Consider the following 15426-nt stretch of genomic DNA (forward strand, 5'->3'; position numbering starts at 1 on the left):
CCTTTCTGAATATTCGGAATTTTTAATGTGCTATTTTATTTTTTTCAAGCACTTCTTTAATCACTTCAGCAATTTGGTTAATCTCATCTTCATTAATAACTAACGGTGGTGCAATTCTAATTACATTGCCTTGTGTTTCTTTACACAACACACCTTTTTCTATCATTTCCAAGCAATAGGGCTGCGCTTGTTCTGTTAATTCAATACCGATAAATAACCCTCTCCCTCTGACATCATCAATGATTGGACTATCAATAAGTTGTAAATGGTTCAGCAATGTTTGGCCTAATTCAGCGGAACGTTCAATTAAGTTTTCGTCTAGCAAAACATCTATGGCTGCCATCGATACTGCACATGCAAGTGGATTACCGCCAAATGTAGAACCATGTGTGCCGGGTGTTAAGACATTCATGATTGTTTCATTTGCTAAGATAGCTGAAATAGGGTAAAGTCCGCCGCCCAATGATTTACCGAGTAAATAAATATCGGGCTCTACACCTTCCCATTCCATAGCAAACATCTTGCCTGTCCTACCTAGTCCAACCTGTATTTCATCGGCAATGAATAAAATATTATGTTGATTACATAAATTACGCACTTCTTGAATAAAATAGTTTGGAGGAATATTCACGCCGCCTTCACCTTGAATCGGTTCTAAAATAATGGCCGATGTATTATCATTAATCAATACTTTCAAATGTTCAATATCTCCAAATTCTATATAATTAATATTATCTAGCAATGGGCCAAACCCTTCTTTGTAATTATCTTGGGCAGATAAAGATAAAGACCCTAATGTACGACCATGAAAGTTACCTTTCATAGCAATGATTTCACTTTCATTTTCTTTAATACCTTTGACATCTGAGCCCCATTTTCGTGCAATTTTAATTGCTGTTTCCACAGCTTCAGTCCCAGTATTCATAGGTAGTACTTTGTCTTTATTTGCTAACTTACAAATTTTTTCTTCCCATTGTCCTAAGTTATTACTATATAAGGCACGTGATACCATAGTTATTTGCTCGCTTTGTGCTTGAAATGCTTCTATAATTTTCGGATGACAATGTCCTTGATTCACTACTGAAAATCCTGCTATACAATCAATATATCGCTTACCTTCAACATCCCATACTTGCGCACCTTTACCTTTGGCTAATGCTAATTTCAAAGGACTATAATTATTTGAACTATATTGATCTGTTAATTCGAATAACTCATTCATTAAATACACCAACCTTATTATTATTCTAATATTTGTATTAATATTCATGAATATTACACTTTTAAATATAATAAGTCAAAGGTTTATTTAAATAATTTTTTATAAAAATATATTTAAAGGCTTTAAAACAACCAAAAAAGCATCTATCAAAATTATAAAAATTCAATAGATGCACATAAATCATTGTATACAATTTGCATATCATCATTTAATATTTAAGATAATATTCGTACCTATCATTCAAATTATACATTTAGTCGTTTTAACAATTGCGGTAAAGGATATATTTAAGTGAAATGCCACATTAAATAACTAACAAAGGGGTATAGAGCGGAAAAATCACCATTTTTTATTCCGCTCATACTATTGTTACTTTACATAAACAAATCCATGATTAATACAATGACCAAACCAACAATAGAAGATGTAAATAATAAAAGCCCCCAAGTTTTAAATGTATCTTTAATCGTTATATTAAAATATTCTTTAAATAACCAAAATGATGCATCATTCACATGCGTAATCGTGTTACTACCAGCAGCAGTTGCTAAAACCATCAATACTGGATTAACATTAAATGTAGGAATTAATGGCCCTACAATTCCAGCTGCAGTTATTGCCGACACCACGCCTTGTCCTGTAGCAATACGAATAAGTGCTGTAATTAACCACGCCATGATAAGTGGTGAAATATTTGTATTTTGCATTATTCCCGCAATATAATCACCTACATTTGCTTTTAAAATGATTTCTTTAAATGCACCACCAGCACCAACAATAAATATAATCGTTGCTACACCTTTCAACCCACTTTCAAAAGATTTCATCAATTCATCCATCTTTTTACCTTTTCTTAATCCAAAGACAACAATTGATGTAAGAATTGCGATTATAAGACTAATTTCTGCACTCCCAAAAAATGATACAATTTCATGCCATAAAGTGTCTTTAGTTATAAACATACTTAATATTGTTGAAAGTGAAATTAAAATAGCAGGAATTAATGGTATTAATAAACTCATTCCAAAACTAGGCATTTCACTTTCACTAAATTCTTTATTTTTCTGTAACAATGGTGGCACAGGATAATTTAAATTTTTCATCATTTTTGGCAAAAGAATACCTGCAATTATCACGCCAGGAATAAAGACAATCATTCCTAAAATGTATACCATTCCCATATCAGCATGATAAGCATCTACCAATGCAGTTGGACCTGCTTGAGGTGGAAATAAACTATGAGAAAGTGTCGTTGCGGCAACCATAGTAATAGCTAATTTCATAAATGGTATTTTAGCTTCAACCGCAATACTGATCACTAAAGGGGCTAAAATCATAAAGGCTACTTCATAAAATACAGAAATACCAAAGACAGCGCCAATAATAATCAATGCCCAATGTACATGCTTTGCACCAAATTTATTAATTAACGTAGTAGCTATTCGCTGAGCCGCGCCTGAGTCGACCATTAACTTACCTAAAATTGCACCAAATCCAATAATAAGCGCGAGACTACCTAACGTTGAACCTAATCCTTCTTTAATTGTATCTAATATTACCATCGGCTTCATACCGTTCAATAAGCCAACAGCAATAGCTGCAAAAATCAAAGAAAAAATACTGTTAACCTTTAATTTAATATTTAAGAATAATAATAACGCTACGCCAATAATAAGTGATATTATCGGTAAATGCTCACTCACAAATGACAATTTAAGTCCCCCAGTCAAACCAATTTTATGAAAACGTATTCATAAACATATATTATACACCTTTTATTTTAAAATAACAACGTTGTTATTTTGAGGGTTTAAGCTTCATAAAAATTAAGAAGCACTTGCAAAGCAAATGGTTGAATTTTACCTTGCGCGTGCTTTTTAGGAGTGAATGGTCAAATTATCTTGAAACTAAAGTTAATTCTGATAACTTTCAAATTGCCATTGTTTATCTGATAATACTTTTTTATAAAAAGGATCGACACCTATGACTTTAATACAATCAGCCAGTGCCTCTACCTCATCTAAATGATGTGTTGTTAATATAATCAAACAATTTCGCTTCATTTGATTGAGTAAATTATGAATATCAAACCTTGATTTCAAATCTATACCTACCGTAGGTTCGTCTAATATGAGAACTTGTGGGTTGTTCAATAAACCAATTAATACATTTACTTTACGTTTCGTTCCTCCAGATAGACGAGAAACAGTAATGTCCAAATCATCAATATTTAATTGTTCCATATATTTTGTAATTAGCGCGTCCGATATTGCGTTTTTACATAAAGCTTTAAAACAATTGATGTTTTCTGCGACAGTCATATGCTCAAATAACGCAATATCTTGTGGTACATATCCAATCATTGCTTGTAATTGTTTTTTAGATAACTTTTTCCCAAAGTACGTAATTTCACCTTGATCGGGTTTTTCTAACCCCGAAAGCATTCTTAATAATGTCGATTTGCCAGCACCATTTTCACCTAATAGCACAGTTAATTGTTGATTTTCTAACTTCATATTTAGAGATTGAAAAATTGTTTTATTATGATATTTCTTCTGCACATGTTTTAATGCTATCATCCCATCACTCCTAAATTTGTATAAAGACATAAATCACACTCATGACAAGCGCATATATAAACGTCATAAATAACCTATGACTCAGTGTGTTAATTTTAAATAATAGATACGCAACACCTGCTTCAAATAATACAATGATGAAAAGTGATTTTAAATAAAATATCCATGATAGTGACTGATGAAACAATAATGCGCTTATAATTAATGTCATTAGCAACAAAATTGCATGTATAAGTATGTATGTAACATACAATCTTAACTGACTAAATTGTACTAAAAAAATTCTAATCAACGGACCGTTCTGTTTTAATCTTTGGTGCAAAATAATTTGCACACTACTGATACACAACAATATCGCAAAAATAACACTCAATGATATAGAAGTTTCTGAATGTGACTTCACAAAATAATGTGCAATTTGCGATTGAGGTGTCTTGTCATCCAATATTTTATTCACTCTAGTCAAGGATGTACGATCACCATTATCATCTAGATGACTTTTAACGATGTTAGGTATCTGTTGTTCATATAATGACATACTTATAATTTCTAAAGTAATATCACCAATAAAATCATCTCTTCCATACAATAAAATGGTTTCTTTCAAACGATTGTCATGTAACTGTTGACTGTAATTTTTCGGTATTTGTAAACTTACAATCGCTTCTTTTCTTTCTATATATTCATCCAAATATGTTTCTTCTGCTGGCACTTCGATTTTAGTAATGTATTCGTTACTTGTGATGCTTTTGATTAAGCTTTTTGAAGCTTCTGATTGATCTAAATCTTGAACTGCCACAGGAATTTGAAATGATTTATTTAGCGTTTTATATACACCCCATATAGCAATTAAAGAGATTAATAAGATACAGATAAAGGCTAAATGTTGTTTCCACTGTTTTTTAACAACTATGAAGAAATAGGGTTGAATCATGAGCGATACCTCCCAATCACTATCAAGACTAAGATAAAAATTGATATAAATAGACTACTATAAAAAGTTATTGGTACATCTAAAATATAATTATTCAATACAATTTCTAGCATTTGATTTGTTACAAAACTAAACGGTAAGTAATCAACCATACCCAAAATAGAATGTTTAAAATAAATTGTTGGTATCGTCATCCCTGATAATACAATAATCAATGTACTCAATATAATTTTTAGTGCATAGTTCATCCATTTAAAAGCAATTAAATCAATAATGGTTAACCAAATAATAATCATCAAGACATAGTAACTAAGTTGAATTACAATCGTTAACCAATTATAACTTTCAAATTGATTAGGTATGGATTTAATCAACCAAAGCGCACCGAAAAATGTCCATAATCCTGTATAAAATAGCGTGAATATACTTCTAATCAACGTTAATTTTTCAAAAGAAAAATGATGCATGCTTAACCTTGACCACAACGCCGTCGTTTGGTTCATTTTTAAAATGGTAAATAATGACAAAGCGAAAATATAAATAGACGCTAAATAAGTCGTGATTACATAATAACTTACACTGTCATATATATGTATAGGTTCATAATCAAATGCACCAGTACGGTTTAGTCCCGTAAACAATAGATCTGTTAATAACATCAATGTATGATCTTTATCATTATGTGATGACAATGTTGTATAACTTAGACCGCCACCCATCGATAGCATGAGTCTTTGATATACTGAATCTGTTAACTGATTAATAACTAGACTTTTTGTAGATTGTTTATCATATGTATGTACTGAAATGGGCAAACTTCCATTTTTATAAAAATCATGTGTCATACCTTTTTCAAAAACATAATAACCCTCTAAAGTTTTATTTTCTAACTTTTTTTCAGCTACTTTTTGATTATACTTTTTTATGCTAATATCCTTCCCCAAATTGGCACCGTCACCTAGTGATTTCAATATGATTTGCGTTTCTGGAGACTGATCTTTATCAACAACACCAATTCTAAATTTCTCATTATCTTGATTTAATTGTTGAATCACTATTAAAGTAGCAAATAACCCTACAACTATAATTAATAAGTATAGTAGTAAATGCCATTTTTTTAATAAAAAAGAGTGGTAAATGCGAAACAATTGTAATGTTTTCATTTTACCACTCTCCTTTTAGTTATTTTTTAAAATCTTTTGCTAAATCTTTAACGATACCTTCTGTTTTTTTAGAAATTTCCTTTTGTAATTTTTTTAAATCACTATCGGACAATTCATTTAAATCTTTAGCACCTGATTTTTCAAATTTAATATCGTCTTTAAGTTTTGTCTCACCTTTGATATTAAATGTTACTGGTTGATATTGAACGTCTGTAGTTAATTTGAAATCTTGTTTTTGCGTATTATTTTTCACGTCGGTTTCTAAATTATTATGATATTCAAATTCAGTTTTGCGATAATTTGCATCGACGCTCACTTTACCTTTATCTGTACGTTTGTCACCATCTTGAGTTTCATTGTTTGATAGTTTTATCGTAGATTTCTTGTAACTTTCATTAGCTCCAATAGTATAATTATCTTTATATTTATCATCGTCTTTTGTTGATTTACCTTTCAATGATAGCTCAGTATCATCTGCAGTAATTTTATAATTCATAGCTAATTTGTCATCATCAATTTGATTCGTTCCTGCTAATTTTACCTCTGAATCATTTTTATCTTTAGCAGTTAATTCACGTTTTAAAATCAGATTATCTTCTTCCCAAATCACAGATTTAATACTTGGAAAATCATTTTTATCTTGATCTTTCACTTCTTGTATAGCTTCATCAATTTTATCTTCATAATCTTCTGTTTTGAATTGATCTTCTGCAATTTTTTTAATATCTTTATCTTTCTTAGCTTTTTCCAAAACTGATTTCACGATTGCTTTTGTTTCACCTTTGCTAAGTTTCAAAGTTACTTTCTTAACATCTTTTTCATCACCATCTACATCAATCGTAGCATTTTCTTTTTCAAAATTATCTTTGTCTAATTTATCTATGACAACATCTGTATATTTACTACTTATTTTTTCTATATCTTTTTGTGAAATTTGAGACCCTGATAATAATGAGTTTAAGTTTAATGTATCATTTGTCAATACACTCTCTTTACCTGTTGTGCTTGATGTATCTCCAGTTATTTTTTCATAAACGTCTACAAGTTCGTCATTTTTAGCTTTGTAAATATCATTAAACAATGGTGATGCATAATATTGATTATCTTTGTCTGCTGCCCATTGAAACTTCCCAATTTCATTGTCAGCTATCGTTGGATTTAAAGCTAAAACTGATTTTTCTTTTTTAGGATCGTGTCCCACTGTCAATCCTATTTCAGAAGCATCCGCGACAGATTTAGGAATACCTGATGATTCTAATAAACTTTTTGGAACATCAGCATTTGCTTTTAAATCGATTAAATATGATTCATCTTTCATTTTATCTTGAAATTTAAATTCATTTTCAAATCGATCCTTAGCATATTCTTGAAATTGGTTAGCTGTTTCCTTTTCGCTCAATAAATATGTGTTTTTAGGTGTATTTTTGGTAATAAAGTAATAAGCGGCGCCCCCAATACCGGCAATTAAAAGCACACCAATTACAACTGAGATAATAATTTTTACTGTTTTAGACATACCCTTCAACCTCCCATTAACTTTGATTGTTTTAATAATACCACAAAAGGCTTAATAATAATTTATTTATTTGATTTTTCTTTTATTTTTTACTTGCGCTTTAAATTAATTACTAAACATTTTTAATAAATGTAATATATCATTACATCCAATCAATTGTGCACACAATACATATATAATTGATATTTTTACATCTTCTCTTAATTTGTAATATATTCATAACCAACGAATTACAATATGAGAATAAAATGAGCCTCAAAGATTACTTTCATCAGCAATCTTTGAGGCTCAATCTTAAGCTCTAAATTTTAAAATGTATAATTGAAAAATTGTGATTTCAGTCACTCTATGTTGTGCTATTTTTTTCATGTTTAACTTCTTTTTCCCACCATAATGCATCTTTTGGATTTTGAATCACGTCTTCGTAATCTTCCTGTGATTCTACATTAGGATATGATCCTCTTAAAGATTTATTAGATGTTGATTTGAACATTGTTACAAAGATAATTAGTCCAACTATATTTATAAACATTAAATAGTAGGAAGGTGCAATTTGTTGGCCGGTTGTTTCTACTAGTGTAGAAAGGATAAATGGTGTTAGACCACCAAAAATAGCAGCACCTATATTATATACAAGCGACAGTGTACGCAATCTAACTTTAGTATGGAACATACTTGGTAACACTGAAGGCATAACACCTTCAAATGTTGACATAAATAGTGCAATAATAAATAAACCTAAGACTACTAAAGGCAACATTGGGATACTCATTAACCAAAAAGCTAACACTGAGAATAAACTAAAGCCTACTAAACCAAATATAATCGTCCGTTTATTTCCAATTTTATCACTATACCATCCGAAGAAAAATACGGCTGGTATCATGAGTAACATGGTAATCGTACTTAATATTGAGCCCATCGTTCCACCTAAATTAATCGTCGTATTCAAGAACGAAGGCATATATGACAATACCATGTAATTAGCTACATTTAAGAAAGCTACACCAGTAAAACAAACAACAACATCTTTCCAGTAATATTTAAAGATATCTAAATATGAATATTCTAATTCTTTTTGTTCTTCTAGTGTAGACTCATAGGCTGGACTTTCGTCAAGACTTGAACGAAGTATAATACCTACAATACCTAATGGTGCTGCTATGATAAATGGAATTCTCCATCCCCATTCAGCCATCTGTTGGTCATTCAACAAACTATACATTGTACCAGCAAGTATTGCAGCTAATATATTCCCTGCAAGTGTTCCTACTTCAAGTCCGCTACCTAATTTACCTCTTGTTTTATCTGGAGATGTTTCAGCAATATAAGTCATTGCTCCTGCATATTCACCACCAGTGGAGAATGATTGAATCATTCGAACTACTAATAAGAGTATTGGTGCCCAAATTCCAATTTGTTCTTGCGTTGGTAACAAACCTAGCATTAATGTAGAGGCAGCCATCAATAAAATGGTTGTAGATAAAACGATTTTTCTACCATATTTATCTCCCAAATGACTAAAAAATATTCCTCCAATTGGTCTTACAATAAATGCAAAAGCAAAGACGGCAAAGGTTGACACAATTTGCATTTCTTGTGGTAAATTACCAAAGAAATTCGCACTGATAACTACTGCCAATTGTGCATACAATCCAAAATCAAACCATTCGATTGCGTTACCTATCCCCGTTGCTACTACACCTTTTTTAGCTTGATTAGAATCTACATGATTCACTTTTTCTTTTTTAAACTTCACAAATAAAAACACCCCTTATTTATTTCCATAGATATAACATAACCTTTACGCGTATATATAAACACTTTCATTCTCTATTTTCAGAATTTTCCTACTCAATGACTATTAATATAGCGTTCTTAAGATTTATGAACTTTTGTTGAATGAACTATTTCTAATAACTGAGTTTGGTATAATGATTAAAAATCATTAAATTCGGAGGATTACATTTTATGAAAAAAGTTTATTTTAACCATGACGGTGGTGTAGATGATTTAGTCTCACTTTTTTTATTAATTCAAATGGAAGAAATTGATTTGATTGGTGTCAGTGCAATTGGCGCTGATAGCTATGTAGAACCAGCTGTGAGTGCTTCACGAAAAATTATAAATCGTTTTTCATCAACGCCTATCCATGTAGCAGCATCGAAAGAACGCGGCAAAAATCCATTTCCTAAAGATTGGCGTATGCATGCATTCTTTATGGATGCTTTACCCATACTGAATGAACCTACTTCGCAACACTCCAAATTGCTAAAACACGCAGCATATGAAGATATTATAGAAAAAGTGAGCGCAAGCGATGAAAAAGTCACTTTATTATTTACTGGACCGCTTACGGATTTAGCTAAAGCTATCACTATCGAACCAAAACTCGTAAATAACATTGAACGCTTAGTATGGATGGGAGGCACATTTTTAGATAAAGGTAATGTTGAAGAACCCGAACATGACGGTACAGCTGAATGGAATGCATTTTGGGATCCTGAAGCAGTTAAAACTATTTTTGATTCAACGCTAAAAATTGATATGGTCGCTTTAGAAAGTACAAATCAAGTACCTATGACTTGGGATATCAGACAAATGTGGGCAAACGAACGTGCGTATACCGGTGTTGATTTTTTAGGTGTAAGTTATGCTGCAGTGCCTCCGCTCACACATTTCCAAACAAATTCTACATATTTCTTATGGGATGTTTTAACAACTGCTTACATAGGCAAACCAGACTTAGTAAAACAACATGACGTTAAAACTTCTGTGCATGTTGATGGCCCTAGTCAAGGAAGTACATATATCGATGAAGAAAATGGCCGATTAGTTTCTGTGGTACATCATGTTGAACATGATAGTTTCTTTAATTACATCACAAATTTAGCTAAGCAAGTAAAATAAATATATGTAAATCAAAGAAGAAGCATAATCAAAATATGTGAATTGATTATGCTTCTTCTTTTTATACTTAAAAATATATGCTTTGATTTTATAAGCAGTTAATAATCAGAAACTTTCTTCTGTTAAAAATGCAGGATCAATATGTGCTTTAGTGATTTCCTCTAAACGTTGTACGTTAACGTCACCTTGCTTTGTTTGATTTAACCCATGCCTATGAGCTAATTCATTATTATATTGATTCAATGGATACATTTTAAAATTTTGTTTCTTATTTTTATACAACGTAGGTTCTAGCTCATAATGTGTTACCAGTGATTTCCATTTGACCTGATTAATTTTAGTTTGTTTCGGAGACTTTTCAATATTGAACGTTAAATTGCCTCCCAGTACATTGTTTTCATCACCTGTTGCCTGACCATTCAAAAAATTTCCCAGGGAATAAGCCACTAGTGTTTTATGATTATTTTTACCTTTAACCCACTTCACAGGTTGAATGACATGGGGGTGTGTCCCAATCACTACATCTACCCCAGCATCCGCAAACACTTTCGCATATTTCTTTTGTGTTTTATTTGGGTTATGTTTGCCTTCATTACCCCAATGCGCTGAAACGATAACAACATCACTTTGTTTTTTGGCCTTAGCTACATCTTTTTTAATTTGTTTTTCATCAAAATAATTAATGAAATATGGTTTATCAGATTGAATATCATTCGTGCCATATGTATAACTCAATAAAGCTATATTAATATCGTTCTTATTCATGATTTGAATTTCATCTCTATTATTTTGCGAATTGTATGTCCCAAAATATTCAATATCATCAAATTGTTTCCAAAGCGCAATTTCATTCATAAGTCCGCTCGTCCCTTGATCTAATGCATGATTATTAGCACCGTTCACTAAATTGAACCCTGTATCAGATAAATCTTTTGCTATAGCTTCTGGCGTATTAAATCGCTTAAATCCGGACAAACCTTTACTATCTCCACCAATGGGAGATTCTTGATTTATATAAGCTATATCTGAAGTTTCAATATCTTTTTTTAAATGACTATACATTGGTTTAAAATCAAAATTTCCATTGTTCACCGAAGCATCATTATATACTTCTGGATGAATTAAATTATCTCCCACTGCATAAAATGAAACATTATGGTTCAAATGCTTAATATTTAATAAACAGCAGGCACTAACTACGATAAAACATAAAAACAATAAAGGAAGTAAAACTTTATATCTCATCACCTAAAACCCCTTCAATACAACATAAATTGTTGAAATGTTTTTCAAATTATAAATTCAATCGCTTCATATATTTATAAACTATTTATAGCATAACAAACTTTAACAAGTTAAGCTTTTATTACATATATTCAAATGAATTTTATATTGTGTAATAAGTACTTTAAAAATAAACACGCGAACCCAAATAGGGTTCGCGTGCTTATTTTTGAGTATCAAATTTTTCGTCTAAACTCTTATTGTCTTTATTAATTTATAATTTTAATCCTTTTAAAAATGCAAATTCATATTTAGACAACGTTACTTATCAATAATGACTTGTCTATTATCTAAATTATAACTAATAATTAGACGAATTTTATCAAAACTATATTTATTAAACATATTTTGTAACAGTTTCTGCTGACAATCTGTATGAGTCATGTCCAGGATTTTTAGCCTTTCCAATTGCAACAATCATTACTGGTTCAAAGCGTTCTGGGTCTAAATCGAATGCTTCAGCAATTTGATCTTTTTCAAAACCACCAATTGGATTTGTGTCATAACCATAAGATCTAGCGACGAGCATAAATTGCATTGCTGCTAAACTACTATCAATTTTAATAATATCATTCATTTCTGAACGATTTAAACTTTTATATAAGGGCAATATTTTTCCTAACATTTCAACCTTTACTTCTTCAGGCATATAACCATTTAAAACTGCATTATGATAAATATCTTCTCCATATTCATAATTTTGCATGTCGCCAAATATAATAACCATAGCTGCGGATGTATCATTTTGGCGTGTATTAAAACGAACAAGTGGTTTCAATTTTTCTTTCCCTGCTTCACTTTCAACCACTAAAAATCTCCACGGTTGCATATTCACAGATGATGGCGCTTTTGTTGCTTTTTGTATCATCTCATCCATTTCTGATCTAGGAATTTTAACTTGCTCATCAAACACTTTTACAGATTTTCTATTTAGTACAACATCTTCAAAATCATTATTTTTCATTTCAAAATTCTCCTTAGTCTTTTTTACAAAATCAAATTATACGCAATTTGTTATATTTTACAAATCATCTGTTTAAAAATTTAATGATTTTTAAACTTCGAGATCAACATTATTTTGACTCATGAATTTCCTATAATGAAGTTTTTGATTTATCAAAACAATGAATAAACTAAGAAAAACATTTTTCTCAATAAGTCTTATAAAGTATAATTAGAATTAACAATAGTTGATGTTTTGAATATATATTTATATTGTAGTAAAATAAATAAATCCGTTTTAACTCACAAACGGTGAAATTGCTTTTAAAAAAACACCCTATTATATTGAACATTAGCAGACGACGTGTGCTGTTCAAATAATAAATAGAGTTAATGGAAAAAGAGGTAAAATAATGAAATCTGTATCTGTTATTGTAACTTATTATAACTCAGAAGATTATATTGAAAAATGCTTAAACAGCTTAAAAAATCAAAGGTTCCAAGATTTTGAATTAATAATAGTTAACGATGGTTCAACTGATAATTCAAAATCTATTGCAACTGAAACAATCAAAGATTGGAACATCTCAATTAAAGAAATTGATTTAACTCAAAACTTCGGGCATGCTTACGCAAGAAATATCGCGTTAGAAGCAGTAACATCACCTTATTTTATATTTATAGATTCTGATGATTATCTTGCATCATACGCGCTCGCTTTTTATATGAAACATTTAAATCAATACGATGCTTTAATTGCACCTATTCATTCTTTCACTTTAGATGTACCACAATACGTTGACCAAAATTTAGTGAAAGTGCAATATTTAAACACTAAAACAAAATCAAATCAGTTTCTGCGTAAACATTCTGTTTGTAACATCGTTTTTAAAACAGCCATCATACGTGGACATAATATTAAATTCAATGAAGATTTAGATATCTTTATCGATTGGTCTTTCGTCTTAGAATTCATTAAATATTCTAATGGCTTTGTAAGAATCAGTAGATTCCCTTTCTATATTAAAGGAGAAATCTATGATCCTTTCGAAAAACCGACTTTATCAACTCAAGATTTCAATATTATTTTTAATGACTATGTATATAGCTTTTCAGACGCTGTAAAACGTGCGCCTTTAAAAGAAAATAAAAAATTCATAAAAACTAAAATGAAGAATTTGTATAGAGATTCTTTTGAACCATCATTAAGAAAAACACCAGAAAGATATGAATCAAATAGCGAACTTTTACCAAAAGTCACTAGGCAGTTAATGACTACAATATTCAAGAGTGAAAAACCCTTATTTATTTTAGAATCATTAATGCTTATGTTTAATAAGAAAACACCAGCATTTAAAGTTAATAGATTTAGAAAGCGTGCTCGCTTAGCCAAAAATGTTGTTTTACGTCGAAAAAATAAAAATCGTTCATTATATCAACTTACAGATAATGAAAACAAAGTTAAGCCGAATACAATCATTTTTGAAGCTTTTGGTGGTAAAAATTATAGTGACAGTCCAAAATATATCTATGAGTATATGATGAAGTACCATCCAAACTATGAATTTATTTGGGTTTTCAGAAAACCTGATCAAGTATATTTACCAGGACCTGCTAAAAAAGTTAAAAAAGGTTCACAAGCATATTATGAAGCATATGCTAGCGCTAAATACTGGGTAACAAATGCAAGACTGCCTTTATACTTGAATAAAAAAGCTAATCAAGTTTATATTCAAACTTGGCATGGAACACCTTTAAAACGTTTAGCAAATGATATGAAAGTCATCCGTATGCCTGGAACAACAACTGATAACTATAAACGTAATTTCAAGGAAGAAACAAGCAGATGGGATTATCTTATCTCTCCAAACGCTTATTCATCTAAGATATTTGAAACAGCTTTTTGGATGCCGCCAGAAAAAATACTTGAAATTGGTTATCCTAGAAATGATGTCTTAGTTAATCGTGCAAATGATCAAGCTTACATTCAAGAAATTAAAGAAAACTTAAACTTGCCTGAAGATAAAAAAGTAATTATGTACGCACCAACTTGGCGTGATGATGAATTTGTCAAAAAAGGAAAATATTTATTCGACTTAAAAATCGATTTAAATAACTTGCAAGAAAAAATTGGTGATGACTATGTTATTCTATTAAGAATGCATTACCTTATCGCTAACGCATTAGATTTAAGAGGTTATGAAGATTTTGCAATTGATGTATCAAATTATAGTGATATCTCGGAATTATATCTAATTTCTGACTGCTTAATTACAGATTATTCTTCAGTAATGTTTGATTATGGTGTGCTAAAAAGACCTCAAATCTTCTTTGCTTATGACCTAGATAAATATGCCAAAGACTTGAGAGGCTTCTATTTAGATTATCACAAAGATTTACCGGGACCTATTTATCAAGATGCTCATAAACTAGCAGAGGACCTACAACACTTAGATCAAATTGAAAATGACTATAAAGTTGAAATTAATAAGTTTTATAACGATTTTTGTTCAATTGAAAATGGTAATGCTTCTAAAGCAATCGCTGATTTAATTACCAAAAATCAATAAATATTGAATGAATGATGCAAAGCGCATGGATATACATGCTTATGCTCAAAATAAGAGCGCTAATCCATTATGGATTAGCGCTCTATTATTTTTAAAATCTTATACTTTTGAACGAGCATACGCTACTTGGGCAGAAGTACATTTCAAAATCACTGTAACTGATGCGCTATAGTATAAAGTAAACACATTTTTGTCTAAGCGTATTAAGCTTCATATATTAAAGAGAACACTATTTTACAACAGTTGGCCTCGATTCAACATATTAAACATAAACATCCCTTTCTCTGTATCTTATCAAGAGTAAAT

12 protein-coding genes are annotated in these 15426 nt (G+C 30.5%); 3 read left to right on the forward strand and 9 right to left on the reverse strand.

The features are described from left to right. Positions 1-22: 22 nt before the first annotated feature. From rocD to KA824_RS06910, 7 genes are all read right to left on the reverse strand, one after another. Positions 23-1222, reverse strand: a complete 1200-nt coding sequence (rocD, locus tag KA824_RS06880) for an ornithine--oxo-acid transaminase (RefSeq protein WP_119517900.1) — start codon at positions 1220-1222, stop codon at positions 23-25. A 374-nt stretch (positions 1223-1596) separates the two neighbouring features. Beyond that, a complete protein-coding gene (locus KA824_RS06885; RefSeq protein WP_119517842.1) occupies positions 1597-2934 on the reverse strand; it encodes a gluconate:H+ symporter in 1338 nt (445 codons plus the stop codon). Between the two features lie 201 nt (positions 2935-3135). Next, positions 3136-3801, reverse strand: coding sequence for an ABC transporter ATP-binding protein (locus KA824_RS06890; protein WP_107504469.1), 666 nt, complete (start codon positions 3799-3801; stop codon positions 3136-3138). A 10-nt stretch (positions 3802-3811) separates the two neighbouring features. Further along, on the reverse strand, positions 3812-4735 hold the full coding sequence (locus KA824_RS06895) for an ABC transporter permease (RefSeq protein WP_119517843.1): 924 nt from the start codon (positions 4733-4735) through the stop codon (positions 3812-3814). Then, positions 4732-5898 (reverse strand): ABC transporter permease, encoded by a 1167-nt coding sequence (locus tag KA824_RS06900; RefSeq protein WP_107504467.1) that lies wholly within the window; start codon positions 5896-5898, stop codon positions 4732-4734. The genes KA824_RS06895 and KA824_RS06900 overlap by 4 nt, the downstream gene beginning before the upstream one ends. A gap of 19 nt (positions 5899-5917) precedes the next feature. After that, positions 5918-7414 (reverse strand): flagellar basal body-associated FliL family protein, encoded by a 1497-nt coding sequence (locus tag KA824_RS06905; protein WP_107504466.1) that lies wholly within the window; start codon positions 7412-7414, stop codon positions 5918-5920. Positions 7415-7760: 346 nt separating this feature from the next. Next, positions 7761-9173 (reverse strand): MFS transporter, encoded by a 1413-nt coding sequence (locus KA824_RS06910; protein ID WP_103211395.1) that lies wholly within the window; start codon positions 9171-9173, stop codon positions 7761-7763. A 212-nt stretch (positions 9174-9385) separates the two neighbouring features. On the opposite strand from KA824_RS06910, the gene KA824_RS06915 reads away from it, so the two are divergent. Continuing rightward, positions 9386-10324: a nucleoside hydrolase gene (locus KA824_RS06915; RefSeq protein WP_107504465.1), complete on the forward strand. Its 939-nt coding sequence runs from the start codon at positions 9386-9388 to the stop codon at positions 10322-10324. 105 nt (positions 10325-10429) lie between these two features. On the opposite strand, the gene KA824_RS06920 is transcribed toward KA824_RS06915, so the two are convergent. Together KA824_RS06920 and KA824_RS06925 are read right to left on the reverse strand one after the other, a co-directional pair. Further along, complete coding sequence (locus KA824_RS06920; RefSeq protein WP_119517845.1) at positions 10430-11569, reverse strand: CapA family protein; 1140 nt, start codon at positions 11567-11569, stop codon at positions 10430-10432. 376 nt (positions 11570-11945) lie between these two features. Beyond that, positions 11946-12572 carry a nitroreductase family protein gene (locus tag KA824_RS06925; protein ID WP_107385389.1) on the reverse strand — a complete coding sequence of 209 codons (627 nt, stop codon included), beginning with the start codon at positions 12570-12572 and terminating at the stop codon, positions 11946-11948. A gap of 391 nt (positions 12573-12963) precedes the next feature. Between KA824_RS06925 and KA824_RS06930 the strand changes: the two genes are divergently transcribed. Together KA824_RS06930 and KA824_RS06935 are read left to right on the forward strand one after the other, a co-directional pair. Further along, positions 12964-15120: a bifunctional glycosyltransferase family 2 protein/CDP-glycerol:glycerophosphate glycerophosphotransferase gene (locus tag KA824_RS06930; protein ID WP_119517883.1), complete on the forward strand. Its 2157-nt coding sequence runs from the start codon at positions 12964-12966 to the stop codon at positions 15118-15120. Positions 15121-15145: 25 nt separating this feature from the next. Next, the gene (locus KA824_RS06935; RefSeq protein WP_154409510.1) at positions 15146-15292 is read left to right on the forward strand and encodes a hypothetical protein; all 147 of its coding nucleotides are present in this window, start codon (positions 15146-15148) and stop codon (positions 15290-15292) included. Positions 15293-15426 lie beyond the last annotated feature (134 nt).

This window comes from Staphylococcus sp. GDY8P198P, from assembly GCF_017891615.1.
Classification (GTDB): domain Bacteria; phylum Bacillota; class Bacilli; order Staphylococcales; family Staphylococcaceae; genus Staphylococcus; species Staphylococcus cohnii.